Raw genomic sequence first — 26,980 nt, forward strand, 5'->3', positions numbered from 1 at the left:
CGTAAGCAACGGAATTATTCCCTCGTTTAACTCTTGAAAACAAGGGTTTTCAAGAGTTAAAGATCGGAAAGTATGGGAGCCCGCCGCGGGAAATTGCCGGAAAACAGGCCAAGGTAGTTGACGGATACCGCAGTTTACTAAAGCTTCACATTTATAAAGACAGTTGTCATATTTAGTTGTTATTATGAGGCGTTGTGCGATATATCGCACATTAGGATCTCTTATATTCCAAGGACTACATATGACTATCGATCCAATACTTTTACGACGTAGCTTATTAGCTACTGTGATTGCAACCTCGCTGACTGCTTGCGGAGGTTCAGATTCGTCAAGCTCTTCAGGAGGTGGTGATGAAGAGCCTGATGTTGCAACTTATTTAGTGACAACAGAGTTTAATGTTGGTGGAAGCCTAACCCCGGAAGAGCAAGAAGTTGAAGAGGGCAGTACGACGGAGTTCACGGTAACTGTTGACAATGGTTTCCAGTTGGAAACTATTAGTGGCTGTGATGGAACGCTTGAAGACGAGATTTATACAACTGGCACTATAGATGCTGAGTGTACCGTAACAGCGGAATTCGATGAAACGGTGTCATTAACCGGTAAACAGGTCAGTTTCTCGTCAAGCCCTAGCTTGAACGAAGATGTAACAGTGGCGATTGAAAGTGAAGGTGCTTATGATGAAGCCATATGGGCACTGGTGCACGCAGATACCGATAGCAGCGTCGACTTAGTGGTGACAGAAACGGGCGATTCGGCAACGTTTTCTGTAGCTGAAGCGGGAAGTTATCGTTTAACAGTAAGCAGTCCCGATAATGATAGCGCGATTGTGTCTGACTTTGAGGTTGCACCTGACTTGCCTTTCAATGCGGGTAAAGTGAACGCAACAGATCCTAACGCAACCGCTGATGAAACCATTGGCGTTGTTGTTAACCAACAATGGATAAAGCCACATACATCATTATCAAAAGCAGCTCTTGAGCAACGTGTAGCTAGTTACGATGCGTTGACCGTCGTTGGTTATAACAAAATTCAAGGTATGCTGGTTGAGTATGATGAAAGCTCCATACAGGCCAAAGAGCAATTAGAGCTTTTAAAGCTTGAAAAAGGAATTCGCGGCGTAAACGCACGAACCTACCAAGGCCCTGATGCACCTATCGAATTTTTAGTGCCAGGTGACGGCAGTGATTTTTCTGACGGCGGCGATAACTGGTATCTGGAAACGGATGTTGGCGTCAACTTCGTTGAGGCCTGGGACATTACCACGGGTAGCGAGAGTGTTCTGGTGGGCGTGCTTGATGCAGGATACTTCAGAAATCATGAAGAGTTAGCGAGTCGTTATGCGGCATCCTATACCAACGTTACGGCCAGTCATGGTACTGGGGTTGCAGCAACCATTTTTGGGGAAAGTGATAACGATATTGGTGTGACGGGTATTAACCATAAGTCACGCGGTGTTTTGGCTTTAGCCGGTGTGAATGAGTATATCTCTACTGCAGAATACCAAAGTGGCAGCGATGATGTAAGAGTTCGTGTCGTGAATAACTCGTGGGGCCCTATGGGTAATGGCCCAAGCACTATTGAAAGTGGCATCATTTATTCTCGACCGTTCAGAGAAATTGCTGAACAATATAGCGATATTTTGCACGTATGGGCATCGGGCAACAACGGTACCTATGCATCAACACAAAACGGTGCTCTTCATTTGAATGATGAGGGCGCAGAGCAACGACTTGAAAACGTTATGGTGGTAGCTGCCTTTGGTATTGATGGTAACTTGCTGCCGTATAGTGACTTCGGTAGTACTGTTGATATTGCAGCACCGAGTGAGTTTAAAGGCGCAAGCCTTGTTGCTAATGATGGTAGCTCGCAGTATTATTCGGGTAATGGTTCAGTTTACGGTTACTGCTTTAGTGGAGGCTTTAATGGAACGAGCGCAGCTGCACCTGTCGTAACAGGGACTGCGTCACTTATTTTCTCTTTAAACCCAGCGCTTACTGCAAAGCAAGTTAAGCAGATTATGGTTGATAGTGCGACTGACTACGTGACTCATCGTCATATTGACTCAAGTAACTGTGCCTCAGCAAATGCGGAAACCGAAGCGCTTGAACGTCCAATTCCAATTGTGAATCCGAAAGCCGCACTGGAGTTAGCTCAGTCAATGATGAGTGCTGATATTGCATTAACGGCCTCGGTTGCTGATCCGTTTAAAGCTGCAGCTAATGTTGAAGTAAACGTTATTGATGAGTCGTTAGAGTTTATTTCTGCTGACTGGGTACTGGAAGTGAAAAATGGCGAAGGTGAGTGGGTATCGTTGAGCTCAGGCAGTGCGACTGAACAGGCATTTACGACTGATATTTCTGATGCCGGTGAGTTTAGAATAACTGTTGATGCTCTGCTTGAAGACGCAGAGGGGGCTGAAGTCACTACATCTCAGTCCGATGTTTTTGTGGCTGCGCCAGTCGTCGTTAAAACGCGTGATACGATTAATCTAGAAAGTTTGCCAAGTGCCGCGATAACACTAGAGTCAAAAGCCTCGGGTGCAATCGAGGGAGAAGTATTAACCAGCGACAACGGGCAAACAACGCTCTATTTGAAACCAGATAGTTATAAGCTGTTTGCCGCTGTTGAAGGATATGCCGATGGCGTGGCATCGGTTGCTATTTCGCATGGAGCGGGACTGGATGTGTCATTGAATTTAACACCGGATGAATTCGACGGAGTTGGTTCAATCGCGGGTATTGTAACGGATGCCAATGGTGAAGTGTTACCGAACGCCACGGTGCGAATTTCTGGTGGTGAACAAACCAACGGCTTCTTTGCGTCAGCGTCAACTGATCAAGATGGTTATTACGCGATTACCAATATCTCGAAACTAGACTCCTCAGGCGAGCCTATAAAGAGCTTCTTCATGGAATCTAGCGCCAATGGCTATATGCGAGCAGAGTTGTCAGAGGTCATTGTTCTAGCGGCTAAAGAGCGTACAGAGAACTTCACGTTGGAAGCGATTCCAGAGCCTGAGCCAGGCGATGTTTACTTTGGTGATGATGGTGAAACAGCCGATGCAGGTTGGTTGGCTAGTGGTCTATGGAACCGATATGACTTTGGTAACAATGATCCGGTCAATACGCTTGTAGATTCAGGTTATGTAAGCTTAGCGCCAGATGAAGAAGGACCTCAGGCAGCTTTACCAGAAGTCTACGGTGATTTTGCCTGGTGGTACGGAAGTGAAGCCACGGGAACCTTTATTGGTACACAACGTGAACCTGATCAGCCTTTGAGTGGAGGTCGTTCTGTTGAGCCAAACTCAGGTTCATTAACGTCGCCTGAGATTGATTTGACCAATGCGAACTCTCCTGTATTGAGCTTTGAAACATGGTGGGAAATTGAGTCGGTGAACCCGAATGAAAGCGGGTTTGACTTAATGGAAGTTATGTTGAGTACGGATGGTGGCCAGAGCTTTACGGTTGTGCGTAAGCTTAACCCCTACGTGGACCCAAACGATGCAGAGCGTGAGCCTAAGCCTTTCTCTTCAGCTGGCTTTAACAGAAAACCAGTTTGGGTGAGTGAGCTAATGGACTTGTCCGAGTACGTTGGGCAGTCAATTGTCTTGCGCTTTAATTTCCGTACGAATGATACACTCTATAATGGTTTTCGTGGTTGGATCATTGATGACGTAATGGTTTATGAAGCTCAGGAAGAGCAGGATGGTGTCATTGGAACCAGCGGGGCTCTTAATAAGAGCAGCCTAATGCGTGGCGGTAAGAAGATTTCGCCTAAAGCAACTGAGTTCCATCGAATTCACCGTTTACCAAAAGAGCAGCCTCAGGTTGAAGTGAAAGAGCGCAGTATCGAGCGCTGATAAACTTGTAAGAGGTTAAGTCGAAAGCCGCTTCAGTTGAAGCGGCTTTTTATTAACAGTTTCCACGTGGGATAAAGTTGAATACGATAAGGCCCACATGCCTATTTTTTGTCTGGTATTGCAAGGTTTCTCGTGTCAGGAGGTATAATTTATGGCAAAAAACATTTTAAAGGCGAGCAAAACTCGTAAGGCTCGGTTCACGCCGAATATGAAAAACTTCGAGACAAGCCTAAGCTACGAAGGGTTGAAACTTAAAGAAGCGGATAGGTATCTGACTGTTGCTGAATTAAAGCAAAAGTATGCGAGATAAGTACGGGGTAGCCAAGACAAAGATTGTTACCCTAACTCAGGTGTTCTCAAGACACTTCTTGATATCCGAGAGCCAAGCGAGCTAGAAGAAGCTGAAGCCTCATTCAGTGTCGCTCGCGCCAAGGATTATATTGCGCTACATCTAACACTATCCGACTTCACGTTACCTCACCTTAAGCAGCTACATCATCACCTATTTCAAGACGTATACGAATGGGTGGGCGAATTGAGAGATGTTGATATTTCAAAAGGTACGACTGGACTTCCCAGCTTTCTATTCGAGACTGTAAAAGATTTTGTGTAAATGGCTGACTGCACTGTTAAATCCGATCATGATATATGATCTCGAATTGCGCCATGGCCGGTTTCCAGTTGCGCATGGGCATCGTCCACTTTTTCGATGCCTGATGCAAGGCTAAGTACAATACCTTCATGATGGCCTCATCATTCGGGAACGACCGGCGAGTCTTGGTAATTTTACGCAATGACGCGTTCAGCGACTCGATGGCGTTAGTGGTGTAGATAGCCTTACGTATCTCCGCCGGGTATTCGAAGAATACGCTTAAGCGTTCCCAGTTTGCCCGCCATGAGCGGCTTATGGTCGGATGCTCTTCACCCCATCTTTCAGCGAACTCTTCCAGCGCCTGCTCTGTTGCAGCGCCATAAATTAGCTTTAAGTCAGCTGCGATGATCTTGCGTTGCTTCCAGTTTACGTAACGCAGAGAGTGGCGAATTTGATGCACAATGCACAGCTGTACCTGAGTCTTCGGGTAAACCGCTTCAATGGCTTCGGGGAAACCCTTCAGGCCATCGCAACAGGCGATAAAGATGTCATCGACGCCGCGATGTTTAAGCTCGTTCATCACAGATAACCAGAATTTAGCGCCTTCGGTTTGCGCCATCCACAGGCCAAGGAGCTCTTTTTCACCGTTGGTGCTACGAACGGCCTTCTTGGTTTTGCCGTTACGGGAATTGCCGCTGTTATTGCCAGCCGCATCATTTGGGGCGTAGCCTAAATGGGCTTGCATCTCGGCTTCTAAAGTGCGTTCAGCGACTTTCTTGGTAAGCTGCTTGAGCAGCCCAGCTTCACCTAAAATGTCTTCTGGCGAGTCACAGCCATCAAGCAGCTGATCGATGAGTTTGTTTGATATTGGCCTTATCTCCCACAGCTAGAGTGTGCTCTCACAAACTTGGGCTTTATTTTTTGTTAGCACTGCCTATTTTGCTCTCTATTCCTAGTCGGAGAGTAATATTCATGAAAAAGCGGCCCATGATTGGGCGCGTTAACAGGGTAAACCGGCCCTTCATTAGGAGAGAGCAACCGAAATCTGTCGTTATTTATCCGTTTTCCCAATGATGGGCCGTTATTCTGGCTATATTGATTGCAAGTAGCCCAATATTGGGAGCGTTAACAGGGTAAACCGGCCCTTCATTGGGAGAGAGCAATTGAAATCCGTCGTTATTTATCCGTTTTCCCGATGATGGGCCGTTATTCTGGCTATATTGATTGCAAGTAGCCCATCTGTGGGAGTAATTTACCTTTTCACTCCCACAGATGGGCCGCTTTATTCCACGGCTGGGTGTGCTCTCACAAATTTGGGCTTTATTTTATTGTTAGCAGTGCCTATTTTGCTCTCTATTCTTAGTCGGAGAGTAATATTCATGAAAAAGCGGCCCATGATTGGGCGCGTTAACAGGGTAAACCGGCCCTTCATTGGGAGAGAGCAACCGAAATCTGTCGTTATTTATCCGTTTTCCCAATGATGGGCCGTTATTCTGGCTATATTGATTGCAAGTAGCCCAATATTGGGAGTAATTTACCTTTTCACTCCCACAGATGGGCCGCTTTATTCCACGGCTGGGTGTGCTCTCACAAATTTGGGCTTTATTTTATTGTTAGCAGTGCCTATTTTGCTCTCTATTCTTAGTCGGAGAGTAATATTCATGAAAAAGCGGCCCATGATTGGGAGCGTTAACAGGGTAAACCGGCCCTTCATTGGGAGAGAGCAATTGAAATCCATCGTTATTTATCCGTTTTCCCGATGATGGGCCGTTATTCTGGCTATATTGATTGCAAGTAGCCCAATATTGGGAGTAATTTACCTTTTCGCTCCCACAGATGGGCCGCTTTCTTCCACAGCTGGGGTGTGCTCTCTATGTAGCGTCAATAGCCTTGCCGTATTACTGGTACACCTAAAACTACTGAGCTGGTTTAAGCATTCACAAAAGGTTGAAGAAATCGGAACTCAGCTCTGCCGAAGAGTTATTTTCAACTTCATGATCTTAACTAAAAATTGCACCAAAAGTTGAGATAGTGACACAAAACCATAACAATACAGCAATAGAGTGGTCATAGAAGATGTCATTATTTGATCACAATTTTGCAATTAAAAAATTATTAAATGTAATAATTTGCGTTTAATGTACGTTCCTGATTTTAATAAATTAAAGAAGGAACTTATGACAAAAAATAACTTAACGATTGCTATCATGGCGGCAATGGGCCTGAGTGTCCCAGTTATGGCTTCTGCAGATGTGTTTATCTCAGAATTCATTGAAGGAAGCAGTAATAATAAAGCGATTGAGCTGTATAACAGTGGTGATACTGCAATTGACTTAAGCACATACACACTATCATTTTACTTCAACGGCAATACTGAATCCGGAAATGATATCAGCCTGTCCGATACCCTTGAACCACAAGCAACCTATGTTATTGCGAACAGCAATGCAGTAAGTGCCATCACCGACAAAGGCCAGCTTTTAACTGGCGGGAGTTGGTACAATGGCGACGACGCTATTGTGTTAAGCCAAGAGGGCAACGTTGTTGATAGTTTAGGGCAAATTGGCACCGATCCAGGTTCTTACTGGGAAAGCGACGGCGTGCGCACGCAAGATCGCACATTACGCCGTTTAAACAGCATCACGAGCGGTGACACGACAACGGATGATGCTTACGAGCCGCACACGCAATGGCAAAGTTTTGATAAAGACACCTTTGATGGCTTGGGTAGCCATTTAGATAGCAATCCGGTTGAGCCTCCGCCAACATTAGCTATCGGTGAGTGTGGTGACAGCGCAACATTAATTTCTGCTGTGCAAGGCAACACCGACGAAAGCCCTTTGAAAGGTGAACAAGCGATTATCGAAGCTATCGTTACGGCAAGCTTCCAGGGCGATGAACAGTTAAGTGGATTTTTTGTACAACAGCCTGAAAGTCAGTACGACAACGACCCGGCAACATCTGAGGGTGTTTTTGTATACCATAACGCTGATACGGTCAGTGTCGGCGACAAAGTACGTTTAGTTGCAGAAGTTGACGAGTATTATGGCGCCACCCAACTGGCTACCGTTTCAGACTTTATTTTGTGTGATGAAGGCCTGTCGGTAACGCCAACAACGGTTGAACTCCCGGTTGAATCGCTGAATAACTTAGAAGCCACCGAGGGCATGTTGGTTAGCTTACCGCAAGAGCTCACGGTGACGGAAAACTATGGTTTAGGTCGCTACGGCGAGTTTGTCGTCGCAACAGGACGTCAATTTAATCCAACGCAAATTGCAGAGCCTGGTGAAGCGGCTCAGGCAGTGGCGGAAGCTAATCGCCTGTCACGTATATTGGTTGATGATGGCCGTACCGGTCAAAACCCAGAAATTGTCCCTTACCCTGCACCTGAGCTCAGTGCCATGAACAGCCTTCGCGTGGGTGATAGCGTAACGGGGATCACGGGGGTGATGACTTATGGTTTCTCAGCGTACCGGGTACATCCTACGGTTGCACCACAATTTATTGCCACTAATGCTCGTGATGAAGCGCCGGTCAAAGCAGAAGGTGCGACAGCGCGCGTCGCAAGCTTTAATGTTCTTAACTACTTTAATGGCGACGGCACTGGCGAAGGTTTCCCGACTGAACGTGGGGCAGACAGCTTAGTTGAGCTTGAGCGTCAACAGACGAAATTGGTTACTGCCTTAACGGAACTGGATGCTGACATCATCGGTTTAATCGAAATCGAGAACGATGGTTTTGGTGAGAACAGCGCATTAGCAACCCTTACTAATGCGTTAAGTGATGCTTCGGGCAGCGAATGGCAATACGTCGACATGGGCGGAGACAACGTTGGCACAGACGCAATCACGTCGGCCATTATTTATCGTACCGAGCAGTTCAGTGAAGTAGGCACACCGGCATACACAACCGCTGAACCTTTTGACTATGGTAACCGTGCTCCGGTAGCGCAAAGCTTTACCCACACCGAGAGTGACGAAGAATTCACATTTGTAGTGACACACCTTCGATCGAAAGGAAGTTGTGGTAGCGCCGAGGGCGATGACGTTGATAGCGGCGACGGCCAGGGTTGTTGGAATGCCACTCGAGTAACAGCAGCTAATGAGTTGCTGGCCTGGTTAGATGGCTATCCGACTGGTGTTGAAGACAGTGATACTCTTATCTTGGGTGATATGAATGCCTACACCAAAGAAGATCCTATTGCTGTGTTCACTGATGCTGAGTACACCGATCTGAAAACCTCGATGATGGGTGATGAGCACTACTCGTACATCTACCGTGGAGAATCTGGTAGCCTTGACCACGCCTTTGCCAGTGCGTCGTTGCAAGAAAAAGTTGCTGCTGTTGCAACTTGGGCAATCAATGCCGATGAACCTCCGGTGCTTGACTACAACCTCGAGTATCAATCAGAAACGCAACAGGCAAACTATTATGCGCCGGATGCCTACCGCAGCTCCGATCACGATCCGGTCATCGTTGACCTGACATTCGAGGCGGAAGAGTCTGAAGGGCAACCAGAAGACGAGACACCAACAGTAGAAGAAGACTCGTCGAGCAGTCACTTCAGTTGGTGGTTGTTGTTATTAGTACCGGCTCTGCGTTGGATGCGCCGCCGCTAAAACGATAACGTGTTAAGAAAAAGTCAGAGCGCTATAGGATGTGCTCTGGCTTTTTTTATTTAATGCTGCCGAGAAAATCCCGTGATCAGATCTAAGCGATGCCGCGGGGTAGTTCACAAAGTTAAGATGGGAGGAAGTACCATCTTTAGCATCGAACATATAAAAGATTTACGTGCGGCGTTGAAACGCTACTTAGCAAAACCCCGCGTAAACGCTCGCCCACTCGGGCGGGGAGCAGTCACCGCCTTATGATAAGTTTCGATAAAATCTTTCAAAGTCCGACTACTTAATAACTTGCTGCTTGCTAAGCTGCGAATATAAAAGTGCCAATGACACGCCGCTGAGTGCCCCGCCCAAATGGCCCATCACCGCCACCCGGTCAACACTACTGAAACTTACGATCGGCTCTCCGATAAATGCCTCGATCATCACCTTGCCAATCACCAGCAAGAGTAGCGTCCAGCCAAAAGGTTTACGCTTTAAAATATCTAACGTCGAACCCCAGGCAAAAAAACCATACAACGCGCCCGAAAAGCCGCGGTTCTCGACTACCGTTATAGCGTAAAACGGCGGTTGCGCAAACCAATGTTCAAATAATACCGAACCCAACGCTGTCGCCGCTAGCATCAGCCAAACCGGTGGCGGACTTAAATGCTCATCAAACAATAACCACATCACCAATAGGCCCACCAAACTGGCCAAGTAATGACTCAGCTCAAAATGAACCCACCCGGCTGTTATAGCATCCCACCACTGGCCGTTGTCCCTCTGATAAGCCAAAAACCGGAGTGTCTCGTCCGGCAGTAGCATCAATACACTCAATAAAAGGGCAATGGGAAATAGTGTTAAAGGACCTTGTTTTATCTTTTCTCTCACTTAATTTTAGGCACCCGACATTAATTAAACTTCGGTGACTGCTCCCCGCCCTGCCGGGCGAGGCCTCCAACTTCTTAGGCAGCAACCGGCGTGTGTCCGAATTTACGCAAGCCTCCATTGGCAGGAACCGACAGTCCTTCGGCTCTTAGTTTGATAATACCCTGCTGCCGAATATTGATCGCGGCGTTGATGTCGTGGTCAAGCTCTGCTGTACAAGCCGGGCATGTCCACTTGCGCACCGACAACCGCAAAGAATCGGCCTTGTGGCCGCAGCATGAGCAGATCCTGGAGCTGGCAAACCATTGGTCGATCTTGACCAGATGTTTGCCATGCGCTTTAGCCTTGTACTCCGGCTTCTGAATCAGGCCGAACCAGCTTGCGTCAGCGATGTGCTTGGATAGCTTCCGGTTCTTCAGCAGGTTCTTCAGTTTCAATGTCTCGACCACCACCGCTTGGTTGTCGTCAATGAGTTGTCGGGACAGGTTGTGCTGGAAGTCAGTACGGTTATTCGCTAGGCGCTCATGCGCCTTAGCCAGTTTCAAGCGTGCTTTCGTACGACCTTTGCTGCCTTTCTGGCAACGGGATAAGACTTTCTGCTTGCGTCGTAAGTTAGACTGGGCGTGTTTCAGGAAACGGGGATTCGTCGTCTTGCTATCTTCGGAGTCGATAGCAAGATGGGTTAGCCCCATATTAATGCCCAGAACGGTATCAACGCTATGCAATGGGGCAGGTGTTTGCAAGCCGTCTTCGACCAACAGCGAGGCGTAGTATTTCCCTGTTACCGTGCGCGATAGCGTTACGCTCTTGAGCTTTCCGCCCAATTCACGGTGAACTCGCGCCTTAATTGGTTTCATCTTCGGCAATTTTTTCCAGTTTTCGCCAGCACTCACACTCATGCAGTGGTAGCTGGATTGTTTACCATGTTTGCGCTTAAACTTCGGATAACGAGCGGGAAGCTTCGGGTCAAAGAAGCTCTGGAAGGCTTTATCAAGGTTGATGCACGCTTGCTGGAGTGCAATCAAGTAAAAATTCTTTAGCCAATGGTACTTGCGGGATTTTTTCGCCACCGCCAACAGCGGCTTAAGGTCTTTTTTGGCCTTGAGCTTCAGGCCGTGGCGTTTGTACTGTGAGCTGATGATATGCAGCACCTTGTTATGCACGAACCGCATAGCACCGAACTGGCGGTTGAGAAACTCTGCCTGTTCAGGTGTCGGGTAGATGCGTACTTTTGTGACCGCTAACATTTCAGCGCTCATTGAGATATTTCAATCATTATAAGCCAGTAAGATCACACTTCAAGTGAGCATCCATAATAAAGCGTTGCTGTCAGATCACCTCCGAAACCGCCACAGGCGGTAAATAATTCGATCAGCTATGCGGCGTTTGTAATTGTAATGACGCTGTCACTAATCTATTTCATATTTCGTTGACTTTCACCCGATTATTAGCTTTAAGGAGCAACCAGAATGGGCTGACGAAGCATTAACTGAGCATACCGAAAATGCAAAAGAGATCGGTGACAAATGAGAATTATTTGTCACCGATCTGTTAAATTGGGTAAACTCACGCAGACCGCCTATATCGAACGGTTTAATCAGACGGCTCGGCATGAATGGCTGGATATGCATCTTTTTGACAGCATTGCTCATGCACAATTATTAACCACCCAGTGGCTGGGGCAATACAATAGCGAGGCTTCGACTCGGCCATTGGCGGAAAACCGCCAGCACAGCTGCTAAAGGCAGCTCAACCCTCTACTTATTGGGCAGGTTATAACTGGGGGATTAACAACCCACCATAGTATTTAAAGAGGAATAATATGAAAATTATTATAATGCTTTCTATGTTTTTTGTTGTTACGGGCAATACTTGGGCGTCATCTTATACAGATATGGTAGAAAGCAAAAGGTTTGAAAGAAACAAAAGTGTCGTTTTAGATACTTTTTCTGGAATTACAATATATAAAAGGTATAAAGATTTTTATTACAACAATGGTTGGAATCACGCTTCTTATGACACGGCACAACATTATTGTGAAAGTTTAGATTCACATGGCCACAGTGATTGGAGGCTGCCATCAATCGACGAAGCAAGATATTTATCTGATATCTTTGATTGGACAGCCAATTTGTGGATCCTTCCAGTGGACAATAAGTTGAAAGCTTTTGATTATGAAGCAAGAACAACAGTAGGCGGGAGCGGATTTTATTTCACTTGTATTAGAGGGGGGAAATATGGGAGTTATGATGAAATCAAAAACAAAATAAAAAAAACGCTGACATCAAAAGTCCAGAGTTTATCAAAAAAGCATCAAGCCGCGTTTAAAAATGCTAAGCGTAAAGATTCTATAGAATCCTATAAGACGTTTTTGCTTGAATACGCTGATTCACCAATAGTTGGCGAGGCAAGAGAGCTTCTTTTGGAACTTGAATATGAAAAGGCAAAGGAGTCTAACTCAATAAATGGTTATTCACTTTTTATTAATAATTACCCAGGGTCTAAGCAATCACCAGACGCGATTAAGAAGATATATCAACTAACTCAAGATGAAAACAACATCGCGGGTTACCAGTGGTTTTTAAAGACACACCCTGATGCTAAGCAATCGCGTGAGGCCTTACAGAACTTGCATAAACGTGCATTTGAGTTGGCGGATGATATAGGCACGATTGCTTCCTATAACGACTTTGTTATTGCTTACCCCTTTGCGGAGCAGGTAGAGCAAGCTAATAAAGAGGCTTATGCTTTAGAAGAGGATGAATATTCCAGCTTTTTCACCAGTGATGCTAAGCTTTCCAGAGCTTTATTAGTTCGCTCCAAACAAATAGAACGCAAGGCGCGTGACGGTAGCCGTGCGCAACGACCAGGTTATATGTTGGTGGTAAATCGCATGAATGAGCTATTGCAAGAACAGTTTCCTGCTGAAGAGGCGACCTTGCGTTATTTGGAATCGGAAGAATTTAAAAGTTTTTATCGCGACTTTAAACGAGCCTTAAATCGCATTGAACGAAAACTGGCCGATATTCGCTCTAACACTTCAAACCTCACCAGCCTAATAAATGAGCAAACCCGTTTAATGGATAATCATTTTGAAAAAGCCGTCGAATCGCGTGAAATGTCGGCAGAACTAACAAAGCAACATCGTTTTTGGGAACGTTATTTGGCCAAGAATGAATAATTCGTCCACTCACATAAAAGGGGGCGGTGGCAAATAAGTCTCATTTGTCACTGCCCCCCCCTTAAATTCCTCAATTTAACGTCGCATAAACCACACAACCGGCCGTGATAATTGTCGCTCAGATGATTTTGGTGCCCCAAGGTCACGCGTTTCGGCTTAATCCGATCACCGATTTCGGTCTATCCGAACAATCCGTGGTAGGTCAGTTTTATTGACCGTTTTTGTCGGCGTTGTGACCTTTCCCCTGAACTAACACCATCTTATCGATGAAATTTCAGTTCGGAGCCACCAAATCACACAATTGAAAAACAATCTGCACATTATAACTTTCAATTGGACGGGCGTTTGCTTTCAAATGGACGCAGGTTTGGCGAAGGGGTCAGTAGATGGCCGATAACTTATTCCCGCGAAATACAAAACAAAATCTAATCGAAGCCATTGACGATACGCCGGTCGTATTAATACATGGTTTGCGGCAATGCGGAAAAACAACCCTTGTTAAGTTTGTCGGTGAATTACTCGGCTATACCTACATTACCTTTGATGACGAAAACCAGTTGGCTGCAACAAAAGCCGACCCTGTGGTGGCGTTGTATTTTATGATGGCGACCAGGTACTACCTTTTGGTGAAAAACTCTATGCCGTTCCAATATCTCACCTGATGTAACCCTTCTAAGAATCAGGCTGGCCACCGTAATTGTCGCTCAATACATTACCAGAGTTGTAATAACTAAAATATACAATATAAAAGTTGTTTTTATTTTATGAAGCGTATAAGTTGAATCTAGGAATAAAAACAATTTTTGGATTGTGTTATGAAGACATTAAATGAAATGAGCGAACTATTAGCCAGAGAGCGTAAGAAAAGAAAGTTGTCACAAAAAGACATGCGCATGCTTATTGGGATGTCACAGCAACAGTATCAACGAGTGGAGTCTGGGCAGGATTTAAAAGTCTCAACGCTATTGCGCATTCTTGCTGGCTTAAATCTGGAACTGTCGGTTGTAGATCCCTCAGAGATTGATGGCAAAAGTACAACTTCAGCGAACTCAGAGACAGAGAGTATTTGGGCTAGCAGACACAAGCAACTTGAGGACTAGGAAAGATGAAGACGAAACGCTCAGAGCTCGTCGAAGGCCTCAGTCTCAGTATTGATAACCAGGAAATTGGTGTCATATCTCATTATTCGGGCGGTAAGAACATTTTAGCCTTTTCGCCTAATTATGTGGCGTTGCCTGCAGAGAAACGCAACACATTTACGATGTCGCAATTGGTTAATGAACGGGCTCTTCGTAAACCACTTATCAGTTCGCAACGTTTACCGCCGGTATTATCCAATCTTCTACCCGAAGGGGGCATTAAGACACTGGATGGCACAAGCGCTTAAAGTCCATCAAGACAATGAGTTCCCTTTAATGGCGCACATGGGCCGGGGTTTGCCCGGAGGTCTTATTGCATCACCGATAGTTGCAGGTCAGCTACCAGTTTGGGCGCTTGATCATCGTGAACAGGTCGAAGCTATACAAATTGACGTCGCCACCCAACAAAACAAGTTTTCCCTTGCCGGCGTACAAATGAAATTCTCTTCAGTTCGTCACAAAGACGGCAGATTTAATATCGGCACTGATGCCAATGATGACAGCTGGATCATTAAAACACCATCCACTGTGCATCAGTTTGTGCCTTTTAATGAGTTCTCCGCTATGCGTCTGGCGGAGGCTGTAGGCGTTGATATTCCAGAGATAAAATTGGTTAAATTATCTAAACTGGATAATCTACCAAATATTCAATTGCCGAACGAAGAATACGCATACGCAATCAAGCGATTTGATAGAGACAATGGGAAACGAGTGCACACTGAAGATTTTGCTCAAATATTCCAGGTATACTCTCATGAGAAATATGAAAAATACAACTATGAACAGATTGCGGATGCGCTCTACTCCTACAGCCACCAAGGCTTAAAAGACGTCCAGCAACTGGCTAGGCGTATACTTGTGAATATATTACTTGCCAACGGTGATGCACATCTTAAGAACTGGTCGGTGATATATTCCAACCCTCAACGGCCCATGTTATCTCCCGCGTATGACATAGTTTCAACAATACCTTACGTCAAAGGCGTGAGTGAATTCGCGTTAAATATGGCCAAAAACAAAAATTGGTATGACGTGAGCATGGCATCGTTCGAAATTTGGTCTAATCGTGTTGGTTTTCCGTGGCAGGCTGTCAAAGTACACATAACGGATACATTAGATAAAGCTCGGTCTGTTTGGCCTAAATTATTAACCGAATTGCCGATGCATCGAGAGCACAAGCAAGTGCTAAGACATCATTGGTCGAAACTGCATGAAGATTTTAGGCTGTGAATCGGCATTTCTCTTTCTTGCGTAGCTGGTTAGTTCACCTGGCGCCTAACGCAAAGTCAGCTCCAATGCGCGACCGCGCTCACGAATACGGTCTGTTATGATCCCGTACATATCGTCGGGTAGTGGCGTTCGAAAGCCACTTTCGACCACCTTGAATAGCTTGCCGATGAGCTGTTTTAGTTGTTTTTCCACCAGAGCCTTCGGTAAGCCTACGTTCACCCCAAGCTGCACGAAGTCGCTTTGGGTATAAAAACCAAACTGCTCGTAAGCGTCACTGAAATAGCCGTCGTCTCCCTCTTCTGTTGCGAGAACGCCAATCGACGTGAAACAGGCGTGATCAAACATGGGATAGGGCGCTAAACTCAGTACGTCATAGATAGGGGTTAACATATCCATTGTTGAATCTTTTCCAGAGGGCTTGCGCATTAAGGAAAAATTCTTCAAGTGTAAATCATTGTTCGCAACAAGGTATGAAAAAACGACGTGTAAAAATAGGTTGAGCGTCACCGCTTTACTGTTTCCTGCGGCCTCGCTTAGTCTTTTTAAAACGGTTTCATAACTTAATGCGTCGCTGTCCTTATGTTTTGGGTGGACGTCACATAATGACGCGCCGTCCTCGACAAAGTATCGCTCACTCTTGCTGAGAATATCGAAACGCTTCGTCACATAAGCCAACTCTCCGTCTTCAAAGGGGACAAGGCCACATTCAGCGGTTTTGAGTCCAACCTTATTGGCTAGGCTCATAACGAAAAACTCATTCTCGGGGCAATGCGGTACACCTTCCGGTGCAGGCTTTACAATGTATTGTCCGCCGCGAGTCGTTGGCACGAGTTGATTACCTTCCAACTTCATCATCAGTTTGCGCTGCACGCCCGATATGGAATGACCGTTTGCATGATCGACTGCATAGTCATTGAATGATCGTGACGTGCCAACAATGCTGACGCCTTTGTCTTTCAAAATACTGGGCTTAGGAATTGGTATTTGAACAGAGCGCTGGCCTGGTAAATCGTCAACCTCACCGGCGACCACAGAAATAGAGCCAATTAGCTCTTCGCCGTTGGCGCACAACAAACCAAACTCATCGCTTTTATCAAGTCGTGCTTTTTGTGCTTGGTGGGTTCTTAACCATCCCTCTGAGAGCAAATTAGTAAAGAAGGGCGGTAGAGCATCAAACCCATACTGGGTCTTTGTAAGCGGAAGATGATGACCAATTGGTGAGCCGTTTTCTAGGTAGTCTGCTGCATACGCAAATGCATATGACTCACGAGCAGATAAGTCGTGCGAAGCACGATATTCGGTGAGTATGCCCGCCTTCACACCATTGACGAATACGGTTGCGATACGATTAACGTGCATCGGTGCGGCCAACATACAGTGTATAGTTACCAAACACAGCGATAATGGACTCAATCGTTGAGCACTTCGCTGAGGCTGGCGAAGTAAATGCAGCGTAGAGTGTTGTTTTGCTGATCATCGCTAGGTCGCAAAAAGTGTCGATGGTAATATCGTTTTCTTTCACGTATTGAGTCACACGCTCCTTTAGCTCTGCGAGTGGAAAAAGCTCTTTTTCTTCAAGCTCTTTTGCTTCTAGTCGCTCGATTTCACGCAAAAGCGCATTAACTTGCTGCTTTAACTCTGTGATGTGACTTTTCATGTGCTTCACCAGTGATAGTTCTTTTTACTGAACTTTTTAATATCTGAATGACAATTTGTTTAATTTAGCATACTTTTATAAAGTTAATCACGCTTTAATGAACTTTTGGTGGAAAATATCTCAATTAAGTTTTCTATAGTGAACTTATTATTTTTTCTTCTTTTGCTATCACACTACCGTTTGACCTAAACTTGTGATCAAAATAAATAACAACTTCAAACCTTGGCGGATCAACTACAGTCTTTGGTCACCAGTGACTGAGATGGGGATGTGACTCTCCCAAATTCCGACAAGCTCAAATTTACATCCGGTGCCGCTAGGTGTTGTAATTTATTAATTTTTTAGTTTACACTAGGTTAATATCTTTATTAACCTAGTGATTACCATATGGGCGCGCATGAGCTTAGATTAAAGTTACATGAACTGCAAAAGTATACACGCCATGCGCTTTTATCAATGGCGCAATTCAGTATGATCATGCCGGAATACTCGAGCAGTGCATTGAAAGTACGCCTGAATTACCTTGTTAAAAGAGGCGTACTTCAAAAAGTTTGCCGCGGAGTCTGGGCATTCCCTGAAAGTCATTATTACCAATCAACCAGCATTTTACATTTACCGTACTTAGTACGTCCGTCGAGTATTAACTATCTGAGTTTAGAGTCGGTGCTTAGCAAGTACAGTGTCATTAGTCAGCAGATGTTTGACTATATTACTGTAATGACAACAGGCAGGAGTGGCATTTTCAAGACGTCATTTGGAACTCTTGAGCTTACCCATACGAAGCGAGATCCTATGGCAATACTAACCGAAACACATCCACTTGGTGATTACCCATTGAGAGAAGCAATGGTAAAACGGGCTTACTCGGACTTGAAAAACGTGGGACGTAATGTTGAATTGGTTGATTTAGAAGCGCTACACGAGGCTCTTAATGAGCAAAGCTCTCTTTAGGATGGCAAATATGAACATTAAAGCACTCGCACAGATGATCTGCGCTGATTCGACCGAATTAGCCGGTCTTCAAACAACAGTTGAAAAAGAACTTCTCCATTACGAAGTACTGGCATCAATGGCAAAATCCGGCTTTCTAAAGCAACTTATCTTTCAGGGCGGAACATGTTTGCGCATGATGTATGGATCCAACCGTTTATCTGAGGACTTAGACTTTGTTGGCGGAACGAACTTTGACTTTGAGCAGTTATCTCACCTTCGTGATTGCTTGAAGGATGATCTCTCTGGACGTCACAACTTGAAAGTGAATGTCTCAGAGCCTAATTACGATAAATTGACCGACCAAAACAGGATCCGAGTAAGACGCTGGAAAATCTCTATCGAGACCGAGCCGGAGAAAAAAAGCCTGCCGTGGCAAAAAGTAAAATTAGAAGTAGCAACCGTCCCTGCTCATACGAAAATCCTGCGCCCTCTGGTAAAAACGTATCCGAGTGTGCCAGACGGTTACACCAGTATTTTCATTAACTGTGAATCACTCGAAGAAATTGCTGCAGATAAGTTCGTTGCGCTAGCATTGCGGCGCACGATAAAAGCCCGCGATGTTTGGGATATTGGATGGTTGAATCAGAGAAAAATAAAAGTCGATGCTGAGTTAGTGTGTAAAAAGTTCAAAGATTACCAGGAAACGGGCGGCTTCAAAGCACTTGCTGAACGATTAACCCAATTGCCCTCGTATATCGGAAGCGGTGACTTTGAGCGAGAAATGCGGCGCTTCTTACATTCATCAACGATTGAGGGTAGCATCGAGCAAGATGGTTTTATGGATTATCTTATCGATACAGTGGCTAGTGCAGGCCAGAAATTGTTAAACGAGCAACGTGACGGACCGGCTAAATTTAGCATGTAGGCATCTATTTAGCGATTTCACCGTAAACGTCCGCTCGGTTGGGGTAGTGAGGGGTCACAATAGACTATCGACTGGGCTGACGCAAAGCCGAGGTCTACGATAAGTTACCATAAAAGTAATAATTTGTAGACCTATGGGTAAGCGCAGGCTATTTGTATTCTAGGGTTAGAAACTGCTTGAGCTGGGCTTAGATTCATAGTCTGTCAAAAATTATTTTTGGTTGGATTTGTCTATTTTCTCTACCTCACCACAAAGAAATGTTGGTTATATTCTCTGACGGCAAGAGATTTCAACAAATACGGTTCGGCGGCCGTTGTTGAGTAGCGTGAAGGACTCGAAGCACGCGGACTGGCACCCTGATCACGTCACAGACTAAAACATAATTTTGATGAGCAACCAGCTCGCGAGTATCTGCCACGCGCCCAAGACGTCCTAGATTAGGATGTTCGGCTAATTGCGATGCCTTTTCTGAAAGCAGCTCATCTAGAGCTAAGGTCGCTGTGGGATTATCGGCTTCTATGTAATCATAAATGTCTTCGCGGTCTTGTATCGCCTCTGGCGTCCAAAGCAGCTCCATCATTCAGAGTTTTTGAGCCGACGCCGCGTTGAAGCCCGACGAGCCGCAAATTCAGCTTCTACCTCAGCGGCAGGCACCAACTTACCAGCATTGGCCGAAGTCAGGCCAATCTGCACTTGTCGTCGGAACCAATCATCATGCTCTGCAGTTTCTTCCTGATGCTGTACGAATTCGCGCATGAAGTCTCGAAGAAGCTGCGCCCCGCTGCGGTCGCGAGACTTGGCGGCTTGAGCAAACTGGCTCTTCAAAGTCTCATCGACCCGAAATGTAAAAGTTGCTTCATTCATGGCTGCACCCTCATGTATTACAAAATAAGTACAATGTAGGACTTTGGCTGTTTATTGTCTATTGCTCTATCTTCCAACCTCAGAATGCAAATAGCCAAAGAAAATTCAGAGGCTTATCAACTGCAACTTCGTCGACTGGAAGAGTTATTGGCAAGCTGATTTATCGCTCTGGCGAAAAGTTTTGTCTGCCATCTCCCGAACACGTGTCACTCTCATATAGGCTGCGTATCGCCACTCACGTTCCGTTGATGCTCTATAATGGCGTCTATCATTGATACCGCGCCTTTACTTAAGACGTACTTTGTCGAACTCACCTGAAAGATAAACCCACACCGTTTTAGCATGCTGATAACGTTAGACTTATCCTTGAACTTTAACGCTCGTAATACTTGTTGCAGCTCTTCGTCACTATCCAGCATATCAATGTCAGCTACCGTTAACCCCTGAGCCGGCTCGCCGAGCAAGTGGAGAGGCTGCCCACGTTGTGTTGCTATACGCGCAAACAATGTTAATACCGCCATAACTTTTAAGGCGGCCTCATTAAATTCATCGTCTTCTTCGTCTTTAATTTTTGATTTAATGTGGAAAAATTCACCTTCACCATCATGCGCGAGGACATATCCCAACTGCCAATACAGCGCTTCATAGTGACTATGATTGGTGACCAACTCTTGATACATGGAAGATTCTTTAAAGTCGGCAACGGACTGCACGTATTCGTGTTTGTTAATGATCCCGCCTTCAGCAAACATTTGATAAATGGCGCGTGAAAGATTAGGTGATGTTTGTGAGAACGTATTATTGATTTCCATCAGAACCCTCTGAATGTTGTCGGGTGGCGGTAATATGACGAACGCAGTAACCCATTTCAGTAACAACCCCGGTATCAGGATCTTCTTCACGGATCTGCTTGAATGCCGGTAGTGCTTTAATCGTATACTGTTTGGAGGTCACCAGTGTGCTGCTTATCTCCAGCAAATCAGGTACTTTGAATCCTTCAAACGTGTTTTTGAGCTGTTCATAAGCATGCGCGATAAAATCAACATTCTCCGGCCATGAATGCGATGTGACCCAGCGATTCAGACGAATTGAGTGCCGGATGGCAACAGCGCTGTCTTTTTGAATAACGTCCTCAAACACCAATTTATCGTCGATACTATGGGCGCTTTGTAGGGTCCGGCGTGCCAGCTCATCAAACACGTTACTTAAAAAGGCCGGTTTCTTATCAATCTGTATAGGGGCAGGGCGTTTGATTTTGCCCAGTGTTCGCTCCGGCGCTAAATCCTGCAGATCCGACAACTTGATATTTTTGAGCCGGCGATCGGCACTTAATGTCTTATTATAAGCTTGCTTGATGATGACATAAGCCGACTCAATGGCGTTGTGCTCTGCAATCGCCTCTTTGGTCTTTCTCAGATAAATACTGATATTGTCGGCGACCGCTTTTATTGGCTCGAATAAATCCAGGTATTGCAGATAGTAGTTCGTCATAAGCGCCTGGTACTCCAGATCGCCATTGCGGACAAAGACATTTTTTAACGCATCAATGGTCAGCAAAATACCATCACCTTTCTCGTAGCGCGTGTCTTTATCCAAAAATGAACTGAGCGGCTGCACTTCGCGACGATAGAGTTTCGAGGCGTGCTCGAATTTAAACTTCATAGCATCAGGTAGCTCGCGCTCAGCCTCCTCTGCGATATCCTCCTGGAATTGTTCGCCAATCTGCTCCAGCTTCGTAATGTTGGCTTTTATTCGCCCGAGTAACCCCGTGATGTGGGCATTCAATGTGTCGGTCCATTCGTCGTATTCTTCAGTTCCCGGGGTAAGTGAAAGCCGCTTCTCATTGATATCTGACAGTATGGACCATATTGGCGTCATGGCTGACAGTAGTGAGGTTTTGTTCAACGGGCGATATAGGCTGATTTTGCACAGGCGAAATAAATCAATGATAACCGAGTTAAACCATAACTTTGTCACGCCGTCGGTGGCGCGTCGATCATCAAGCACCTTGGCAGACAATAAATTTTTATGGTCAAAAACGATGGTTACCTCTTTTTTCTTCTCTGCTGACAAGCCTTTTTTATATTCAGCTACCAGATAAAAGAATTCCGCCTCAATCACGGCATTGCCCTGACGCTTATCAGACGTTTCAATAGCACGAAACATAAGCTCACGATGATTGAGCATTTTCAATATGGTTTCGATTGTACTGAAGCGTTTTTGTATTAAGTCCGCCATAACTTCACACCTCAAGCGATGATTGAGAAGGTGGTGTATCCGGATGCTCGACGTTCAAATATTCTCGAAACCTCGGAATAGCGGTATTACGCCGCTCTTTGCTGTATGGGTGTGTGGTTAGATTGTCGCGGGTGAACACCTGATAGCTGCCAATGGCTTCGAATACGGCACCGCTTTTCCCATCCACGGTCACGCCGATAAGGTAATGGCCTTTGTTGTTCAATGTGGCGATGAGCTCAGGGATCTGCGTTGTATCAATACTGCCAATTTCATCCACGATCAGCGGGAAGGCAATATGCGCAGATTGACTGGCCAGCTTATCAAGGAAGATGTCGCAAAAGTGGGTATTAATGAGCATGTGAGTCGATGTTGATTGTTTTTTGCTATCCCACGAGGCGCCAGCTTTGCGCGTTTCATATCGGGTGCCTTGAATGAGGTGATTAAGCCGCAATTTGCCATCATCGTCACTGACGGCCTTACTATCAACGAATTTTTGGAGCATGTTATACCACTCAAACGGTAACGTATTTTCGGTATTGAGCGAGTCGAAATTACGCCAACTGTCAACCAGGCTATTAAAAAGGGGCTCTAATTCAACAACAAGCCGGGCCTCTTCAATGTCGTTCATTGAGGCGCCTTCAATATCCCGGTTTATCTGGGAAACGGTGGTTTCGATCTTGTCTTTGGTTTTACTGAGCCGTTCCAGGCGGTTTCTAATATGCTCATTATGACGACGAGTATCTTGTGCCAGTACATCGCTGTTGTGTGATAGCAGCTCAAACTTTTGGGCCAGCATATTGAATGTATTAACGACGGCATCATCGCCATTGTCACGCTCAAGCAGTTGGTAGTCGTCACTTATCAGGCCGTCTTTGATCAGCTCGATAAGTTTCTGCTTGATTTCGTATTTGGCCTTTTCAGCGTCTTGCAGTGCATTTAATGTTCGTTGAAAGCTCTCCCCATCACCGACTTCGTCGCCGGTGGGGGCTTCTTCTTCACCTGCTAACACCGCGTCAAGACGTGTTTGCGCTGCTGGAAAGCGACAAATCGCGTTATGATACTGAGATAGCATCATGCTCAACGTTTTGGCCTTATCTTGCGTTGTGGATAATTTACTGCGTGCCTGGGTCAATTCACTATTATCTCGCTCGTAAGCCGTCTCTAGTTCCTGGTGTAATTCAGCATACTCATCCCGGTCTTTGATCCCTTGTTCATAATCAGCGGTTGCTGAATTGATTCTCTGGCAAGTCGCTGTATAACCCTCGATTTTTTCAATATCAGATTCGGCGCTTTTGATTTCTCGGGTTAGCACTTCAACCTTGTGCGAGCTATTGACTGCGTTGGTGTTGAGCTCTTTTAATTCCTTGAGCTCCTCTTTTAAATCGAACAGTTCACTTTCAATATTCGTGATATCTTTTTCTGTGATGGGCTGATAGGGCTCACTGAGCAGCGGAATTGATTCATCAAAAAAATCAAGTGATCCGCCGCGCTCTATTAAAAGCTCGCAAAATTGATTAATTCGCGACAATTCATCGGTGGTTAAATCGCGCCCAGGATTCGCTTTTGCAAGATTGCTATTGACTGAATACAGCTTGTTGTAAAGCGGCTCCGGTAGCTGGGCATGCAGGCTTTTCGATTTGTCCCGGATTTTAGCCTCTACTTTTTTTAGTTCTTGCTCCTTGTCTTTAATGAGCTGCTCAATCTCTGTAATGCGTCGCTCCCGGGTGTTTTGCTCTGTCCGGTTCTTGTAGTCGCTTTGTTTTTCCTGCAGGTAATCTTTGAGTGATTCCAGGACGAACGATATACCCTCATCGGGATACGATGCGATGATCTGATCGCATTGGTTTTTTATCACCGTTTTTTGTTCAATCTCTTTATTTAATCGACTGACTTGTTTCTGGCTAACCTGCATATCAGTTAAGGCATTTTGCTTCTGTTGGCTCAGCGTTTTGCATTTTTGACTCAAGGTTTCAACGCGACGACCAATGGCGTCAGCTTGTTCCTCAAGCGATTGACAATGTGCTTTCGTATTTTGGTACAGACTTATAAATTGTGAGGTTGCGGCGTTTTTTTGCTGAAGTCGCGAAAACTGCTCCTGAAGCTCAGTGAATTGAGGCTCAAGTGCACGTAATTGTGCTAACTGATCTTTGCGCTGGGTCAGCTCATGCTTTTTGCCGATAATTTCGTTGATATCGATTTCCAGTGTTTCATCAAATGCGTCCTGTGCCTCAACAGCAGTGGCTGTCATTAGCCTAAGAGAGCCCGCATCTTGATTAAACAGCATTTTGACCAGCGCCCTGACGGAGTCGACTGAATTCGCACGGATATTATTGAGTGGGAAGATAGCAAACGGTGTGCTTGCCGGGTCCATGGCATTGAATGTATAGAGCGCTTCTATCAGCTGGTCGCGCTGTGAATACTGCTTAGCATTTTTATTCACTTCACGCAGTCGAGGGACTAGGTCCGAGCCGACCGGACTCGTCGGTCGGGTACCGTTGCCGTCGTCTTTTTGCCAGAACAGATGCTCAATAGCTTCGTAAGGCTCCGGGATAAAGACACGCTGTATTTTGTAATCCCCGCCTCTGGAGATGATTTGGCAGTGACTCTGCGTCCCACCACCAAGAAGTTGATGCTCCACCTCAAGAATGAGGCGCGAATGCACGGTCGGGAAGTAGTAATTATAGAGTTCGTCCTTGTCGTAGTAACTCTCTTTGTCGTCGCTGTCTGCACCAGAGCGAAAGGCAAACTTATCTTTTGCCTGGTTTACGTTGGTATCCGGTAACAAGAAAAAGCGTACCGCATTGACCAGACTTGATTTACCGACATTACCAAGCCCCATCAGCAAGATATTGTCATTTAATAACGCTTCAGCATACGCCATGGATGATGAATCAACAGCGACGATACGCTTGATGATGATCTTGGTCGTGCTCGTATTCACTTGTCTTCTCCTATAAGGACTTCTTGCTCTAAAACGCCCTGACCGGCAATTAATAACTCAACCATCGCGTCAAAGTTGTGGTACCTGGCCTTTTCAATAGCCTTTAAATAATGGGCTTGGTGTTTTGGTTTTTTGCAGTAACGTGCGTAACTGACCAAATCATCGGGCATCACAAAGTGCAGCTTATGCGCTAGCGTTTGGCTCGCGGTTTCATATATTTCGATGCCAGCTAAGTCGTAATCCGGGCAGTAATGTATGCGCGGGAATTGAGATAAATAGGCCAGTGCGGCCGGGTGTGTGATGGCATTACCACCGGAGAGCAAAATAACCGTGTTGGGGGATAAGTCCTCTAAGCCAACGTTTAGTAAAAAGCGGCCATGCTGGGTATAGCACTCACTGTTCTCAATTAATACCAGCGTGGCATCAGCGGGGATGACTGTTCGTCCGGTAGAGGCGCCGCTGTTGCGACAGGCAATGGCAAAATGATGATCCGGATCACTCAGTAATTTGGCCGTAAAATAGGCTGCAGAGGTACGATGTTGGTGTGAATCCTTTGCGCGCCGGGAGGCATCGACACGCGATGTCGCCGGCGCGAAGCGCTCTAGCCACTGTGCCAGCAGTTCGTGATTGACTGACTCGATCAGATATTTTTTTCGACTCAAAAATGAAAGTTTCCCAAGCACCTCTAATGAGAGCCCTTGGTGATGTAAAAGCTCATCGAGCCGTATCGCGTTGACCGGTTTGCCGGCTTTTATCTGCTGTAGGTACTTATAAATGTTCATTGGCTGGCCTGCTCAAACAGGTAGGGGCTCAGTGCCTCAATATTGGCAACAATTAATGGATGCTGACGCGGGTCGCTTTGTAAGCCGTGACGACCCAGGCGGTAATATTGCAGGGTGTAATCAACCATGGCGCAGCGCGCTTTAATGACAAAGGGCGCCGTTTGACCATAGTCGTTTAATACCAGCATTTTCTCAGTTTCATCAAGCGCCGGATGTGGTGCAATTTCAATGGGCGCGTATTGATGCCACAACGTATCGATAGCCGGGAGAGTGACACCTTTTTCCGTCATAACAATGTCACTGATACGCCCAAGATTGAAATCGGAAAAACGCTTGCGCCGGCAGCAGTATGCTCGGCAGTGCCAGCGCAATCCATCATGACTTAATTGCTGTGGGATAATGTCTCGTTGCAGCCCCTGGGGATGCGTACGGCTTTTATACAGGATGGTGGCCTTTGCATTGTTACGGATGGCTTTTAATAACACCCGTGTAATAACAGGACTTGGCATCGCAAGCGGTGTGACGGCATTATGGAAGGCATCAGATCCATAAAGCCCCTCAATATAATGAGAGCCAACGGCGAGCATAAACTGAATGTAGTCAGCCCATTGTGGCCGAATGAAGTGCGTTTCAAATGCTTCTGTCGCGACAAACAGCTTCTCCGGATCGCTTGGCATATACACCAACGCATCGGGATAGTGTTTGCGATAGTTTGTAATCGCTTTGCTTATGACATTAGCCTGCACCCCAAATAACCTTGATAGTCGCGACGCATTAACACCGCCTTCCCAGAAAGCGAGGTATTCGATTGCTTTATATCGCTCGTACAGCTTCTCATCGATAGCGGGTTTATTATTTGGCATTGTATTATATATATTGTTTTCGTGTATACGATAATAGTTTATACGCATAGATGGGGCAATCTGTGTATTCGTACAGTATTATCTGTTTCTTTGTTCGACTATCCCCAGGCTTTAAGGACGCAACCATGCGCGGATCCGATTTACCCTTTAGCAATCAACTGCATTGGAACTACACAAAAAACAGTGCTAACCATGGCTGCATCGAAATCGAAAAATAAATAACGAGCACTTGCAGTATCATTTGATAGCACTAAACTCTAACTGTCATTTGATAGAGGTGTTGA

General features: G+C 45.7%; 22 protein-coding genes and 1 pseudogene. 11 read left to right on the top strand and 12 right to left on the bottom strand.

The window, feature by feature from the left end; genetic code table 11:
- Positions 1–241 precede the first annotated feature (241 nt).
- Both U0358_RS02935 and U0358_RS02940 read left to right on the top strand, forming a co-directional pair.
- Positions 242–3,859, top strand: coding sequence for a S8 family serine peptidase (locus U0358_RS02935; RefSeq protein WP_322406978.1), 3,618 nt, complete (start codon positions 242–244; stop codon positions 3,857–3,859).
- Positions 3,860–4,010: 151 nt separating this feature from the next.
- Complete coding sequence (locus tag U0358_RS02940) at positions 4,011–4,169, top strand: hypothetical protein (protein WP_322406979.1); 159 nt, start codon at positions 4,011–4,013, stop codon at positions 4,167–4,169.
- Between the two features lie 319 nt (positions 4,170–4,488).
- On the opposite strand, the gene U0358_RS02945 is transcribed toward U0358_RS02940, so the two are convergent.
- Entirely contained in the window at positions 4,489–5,328 is an 840-nt protein-coding gene (locus tag U0358_RS02945; RefSeq protein ID WP_322407456.1) for an IS256 family transposase, read from the bottom strand.
- A 1,300-nt stretch (positions 5,329–6,628) separates the two neighbouring features.
- Between U0358_RS02945 and U0358_RS02950 the strand changes: the two genes are divergently transcribed.
- Entirely contained in the window at positions 6,629–9,070 is a 2,442-nt protein-coding gene (locus tag U0358_RS02950; protein ID WP_322406980.1) for an ExeM/NucH family extracellular endonuclease, read from the top strand.
- A gap of 282 nt (positions 9,071–9,352) precedes the next feature.
- On the opposite strand, the gene rrtA is transcribed toward U0358_RS02950, so the two are convergent.
- Together rrtA and U0358_RS02960 are read right to left on the bottom strand one after the other, a co-directional pair.
- Complete coding sequence (rrtA, locus tag U0358_RS02955) at positions 9,353–9,946, bottom strand: rhombosortase (protein ID WP_322406982.1); 594 nt, start codon at positions 9,944–9,946, stop codon at positions 9,353–9,355.
- A gap of 74 nt (positions 9,947–10,020) precedes the next feature.
- Positions 10,021–11,202: an RNA-guided endonuclease InsQ/TnpB family protein gene (locus U0358_RS02960; RefSeq protein WP_322406984.1), complete on the bottom strand. Its 1,182-nt coding sequence runs from the start codon at positions 11,200–11,202 to the stop codon at positions 10,021–10,023.
- A 291-nt stretch (positions 11,203–11,493) separates the two neighbouring features.
- Between U0358_RS02960 and U0358_RS02965 the strand changes: the two are divergent.
- From U0358_RS02965 to U0358_RS02990, 6 genes and pseudogenes are all read left to right on the top strand, one after another.
- A pseudogene (locus tag U0358_RS02965) lies at positions 11,494–11,747 on the top strand (integrase core domain-containing protein); the annotation flags it as partial.
- Between the two features lie 18 nt (positions 11,748–11,765).
- The gene (locus U0358_RS02970; RefSeq protein ID WP_322406985.1) at positions 11,766–13,124 is read left to right on the top strand and encodes a hypothetical protein; all 1,359 of its coding nucleotides are present in this window, start codon (positions 11,766–11,768) and stop codon (positions 13,122–13,124) included.
- Between the two features lie 386 nt (positions 13,125–13,510).
- A complete protein-coding gene (locus U0358_RS02975) occupies positions 13,511–13,786 on the top strand; it encodes an AAA family ATPase (RefSeq protein ID WP_322406986.1) in 276 nt (91 codons plus the stop codon).
- Between the two features lie 153 nt (positions 13,787–13,939).
- Positions 13,940–14,224, top strand: coding sequence for a helix-turn-helix domain-containing protein (locus tag U0358_RS02980; protein WP_322406988.1), 285 nt, complete (start codon positions 13,940–13,942; stop codon positions 14,222–14,224).
- A gap of 5 nt (positions 14,225–14,229) precedes the next feature.
- Complete coding sequence (locus tag U0358_RS02985) at positions 14,230–14,511, top strand: HipA N-terminal domain-containing protein (RefSeq protein WP_322406989.1); 282 nt, start codon at positions 14,230–14,232, stop codon at positions 14,509–14,511.
- Complete coding sequence (locus U0358_RS02990) at positions 14,495–15,493, top strand: type II toxin-antitoxin system HipA family toxin (RefSeq protein WP_322406990.1); 999 nt, start codon at positions 14,495–14,497, stop codon at positions 15,491–15,493. Before U0358_RS02985 ends, U0358_RS02990 begins: the two co-directional genes overlap by 17 nt.
- 45 nt (positions 15,494–15,538) lie before the next feature.
- On the opposite strand, the gene U0358_RS02995 is transcribed toward U0358_RS02990, so the two are convergent.
- Complete coding sequence (locus U0358_RS02995; protein ID WP_322406991.1) at positions 15,539–16,852, bottom strand: type II toxin-antitoxin system HipA family toxin; 1,314 nt, start codon at positions 16,850–16,852, stop codon at positions 15,539–15,541.
- Positions 16,842–17,150, bottom strand: coding sequence for a hypothetical protein (locus U0358_RS03000; protein WP_322406992.1), 309 nt, complete (start codon positions 17,148–17,150; stop codon positions 16,842–16,844). Before U0358_RS03000 ends, U0358_RS02995 begins: the two co-directional genes overlap by 11 nt.
- A gap of 387 nt (positions 17,151–17,537) precedes the next feature.
- Here U0358_RS03000 and abiEi point away from each other — a divergent pair, with 387 nt between their 5' ends.
- Positions 17,538–18,101 (top strand): type IV toxin-antitoxin system AbiEi family antitoxin, encoded by a 564-nt coding sequence (abiEi, locus tag U0358_RS03005; RefSeq protein ID WP_416182992.1) that lies wholly within the window; start codon positions 17,538–17,540, stop codon positions 18,099–18,101.
- Between the two features lie 10 nt (positions 18,102–18,111).
- A complete protein-coding gene (locus U0358_RS03010) occupies positions 18,112–19,008 on the top strand; it encodes a nucleotidyl transferase AbiEii/AbiGii toxin family protein (RefSeq protein ID WP_322406994.1) in 897 nt (298 codons plus the stop codon).
- Between the two features lie 289 nt (positions 19,009–19,297).
- Here U0358_RS03010 and U0358_RS03015 read toward each other — a convergent pair whose 3' ends face one another.
- The 7 genes from U0358_RS03015 to U0358_RS03045 form a co-directional block, all read right to left on the bottom strand.
- Positions 19,298–19,588 carry a type II toxin-antitoxin system RelE/ParE family toxin gene (locus tag U0358_RS03015; protein WP_322406995.1) on the bottom strand — a complete coding sequence of 97 codons (291 nt, stop codon included), beginning with the start codon at positions 19,586–19,588 and terminating at the stop codon, positions 19,298–19,300.
- Positions 19,585–19,872 (bottom strand): CopG family ribbon-helix-helix protein, encoded by a 288-nt coding sequence (locus U0358_RS03020; RefSeq protein WP_322406996.1) that lies wholly within the window; start codon positions 19,870–19,872, stop codon positions 19,585–19,587. Before U0358_RS03020 ends, U0358_RS03015 begins: the two co-directional genes overlap by 4 nt.
- 212 nt (positions 19,873–20,084) lie before the next feature.
- Complete coding sequence (locus U0358_RS03025) at positions 20,085–20,684, bottom strand: condensin complex protein MksE (RefSeq protein ID WP_322406998.1); 600 nt, start codon at positions 20,682–20,684, stop codon at positions 20,085–20,087.
- Complete coding sequence (locus U0358_RS03030) at positions 20,671–22,110, bottom strand: hypothetical protein (protein WP_322406999.1); 1,440 nt, start codon at positions 22,108–22,110, stop codon at positions 20,671–20,673. Before U0358_RS03030 ends, U0358_RS03025 begins: the two co-directional genes overlap by 14 nt.
- Before the next feature lie 4 nt (positions 22,111–22,114).
- Positions 22,115–25,051, bottom strand: a complete 2,937-nt coding sequence (locus U0358_RS03035) for a hypothetical protein (RefSeq protein ID WP_322407000.1) — start codon at positions 25,049–25,051, stop codon at positions 22,115–22,117.
- Positions 25,048–25,833 carry a Wadjet anti-phage system protein JetD domain-containing protein gene (locus tag U0358_RS03040; RefSeq protein ID WP_322407001.1) on the bottom strand — a complete coding sequence of 262 codons (786 nt, stop codon included), beginning with the start codon at positions 25,831–25,833 and terminating at the stop codon, positions 25,048–25,050. Before U0358_RS03040 ends, U0358_RS03035 begins: the two co-directional genes overlap by 4 nt.
- The gene (locus tag U0358_RS03045) at positions 25,830–26,696 is read right to left on the bottom strand and encodes a BrxR family helix-turn-helix transcriptional regulator (protein ID WP_322407002.1); all 867 of its coding nucleotides are present in this window, start codon (positions 26,694–26,696) and stop codon (positions 25,830–25,832) included. Before U0358_RS03045 ends, U0358_RS03040 begins: the two co-directional genes overlap by 4 nt.
- Positions 26,697–26,980 lie beyond the last annotated feature (284 nt).

It is taken from the genome of Idiomarina sp. PL1-037 (genome assembly GCF_034422975.1).
In the GTDB taxonomy this organism is placed as follows: domain Bacteria; phylum Pseudomonadota; class Gammaproteobacteria; order Enterobacterales; family Alteromonadaceae; genus Idiomarina.

Bases quoted from the DNA above. Each gene is read 5' to 3' on its own strand.
- U0358_RS02935 (WP_322406978.1), top strand. From the start codon at position 242: ATGACTATCGATCCAATACTTTTACGACGTAGCTTATTAGCTACTGTG.
- U0358_RS02940 (WP_322406979.1), top strand. From the start codon at position 4,011: ATGGCAAAAAACATTTTAAAGGCGAGCAAAACTCGTAAGGCTCGGTTC.
- U0358_RS02950 (WP_322406980.1), top strand. From the start codon at position 6,629: ATGACAAAAAATAACTTAACGATTGCTATCATGGCGGCAATGGGCCTG.
- U0358_RS02960 (WP_322406984.1), bottom strand. From the start codon at position 11,202: ATGAGCGCTGAAATGTTAGCGGTCACAAAAGTACGCATCTACCCGACA.
- U0358_RS02970 (WP_322406985.1), top strand. From the start codon at position 11,766: ATGAAAATTATTATAATGCTTTCTATGTTTTTTGTTGTTACGGGCAAT.
- U0358_RS02975 (WP_322406986.1), top strand. From the start codon at position 13,511: ATGGCCGATAACTTATTCCCGCGAAATACAAAACAAAATCTAATCGAA.
- U0358_RS02980 (WP_322406988.1), top strand. From the start codon at position 13,940: ATGAAGACATTAAATGAAATGAGCGAACTATTAGCCAGAGAGCGTAAG.
- U0358_RS02985 (WP_322406989.1), top strand. From the start codon at position 14,230: ATGAAGACGAAACGCTCAGAGCTCGTCGAAGGCCTCAGTCTCAGTATT.
- U0358_RS02990 (WP_322406990.1), top strand. From the start codon at position 14,495: ATGGCACAAGCGCTTAAAGTCCATCAAGACAATGAGTTCCCTTTAATG.
- U0358_RS02995 (WP_322406991.1), bottom strand. From the start codon at position 16,852: ATGCACGTTAATCGTATCGCAACCGTATTCGTCAATGGTGTGAAGGCG.
- U0358_RS03000 (WP_322406992.1), bottom strand. From the start codon at position 17,150: ATGAAAAGTCACATCACAGAGTTAAAGCAGCAAGTTAATGCGCTTTTG.
- abiEi (WP_416182992.1), top strand. From the start codon at position 17,538: ATGGGCGCGCATGAGCTTAGATTAAAGTTACATGAACTGCAAAAGTAT.
- U0358_RS03010 (WP_322406994.1), top strand. From the start codon at position 18,112: ATGAACATTAAAGCACTCGCACAGATGATCTGCGCTGATTCGACCGAA.
- U0358_RS03015 (WP_322406995.1), bottom strand. From the start codon at position 19,588: ATGATGGAGCTGCTTTGGACGCCAGAGGCGATACAAGACCGCGAAGAC.
- U0358_RS03020 (WP_322406996.1), bottom strand. From the start codon at position 19,872: ATGAATGAAGCAACTTTTACATTTCGGGTCGATGAGACTTTGAAGAGC.
- U0358_RS03025 (WP_322406998.1), bottom strand. From the start codon at position 20,684: ATGGAAATCAATAATACGTTCTCACAAACATCACCTAATCTTTCACGC.
- U0358_RS03030 (WP_322406999.1), bottom strand. From the start codon at position 22,110: ATGGCGGACTTAATACAAAAACGCTTCAGTACAATCGAAACCATATTG.
- U0358_RS03040 (WP_322407001.1), bottom strand. From the start codon at position 25,833: ATGAACATTTATAAGTACCTACAGCAGATAAAAGCCGGCAAACCGGTC.
- U0358_RS03045 (WP_322407002.1), bottom strand. From the start codon at position 26,696: ATGCCAAATAATAAACCCGCTATCGATGAGAAGCTGTACGAGCGATAT.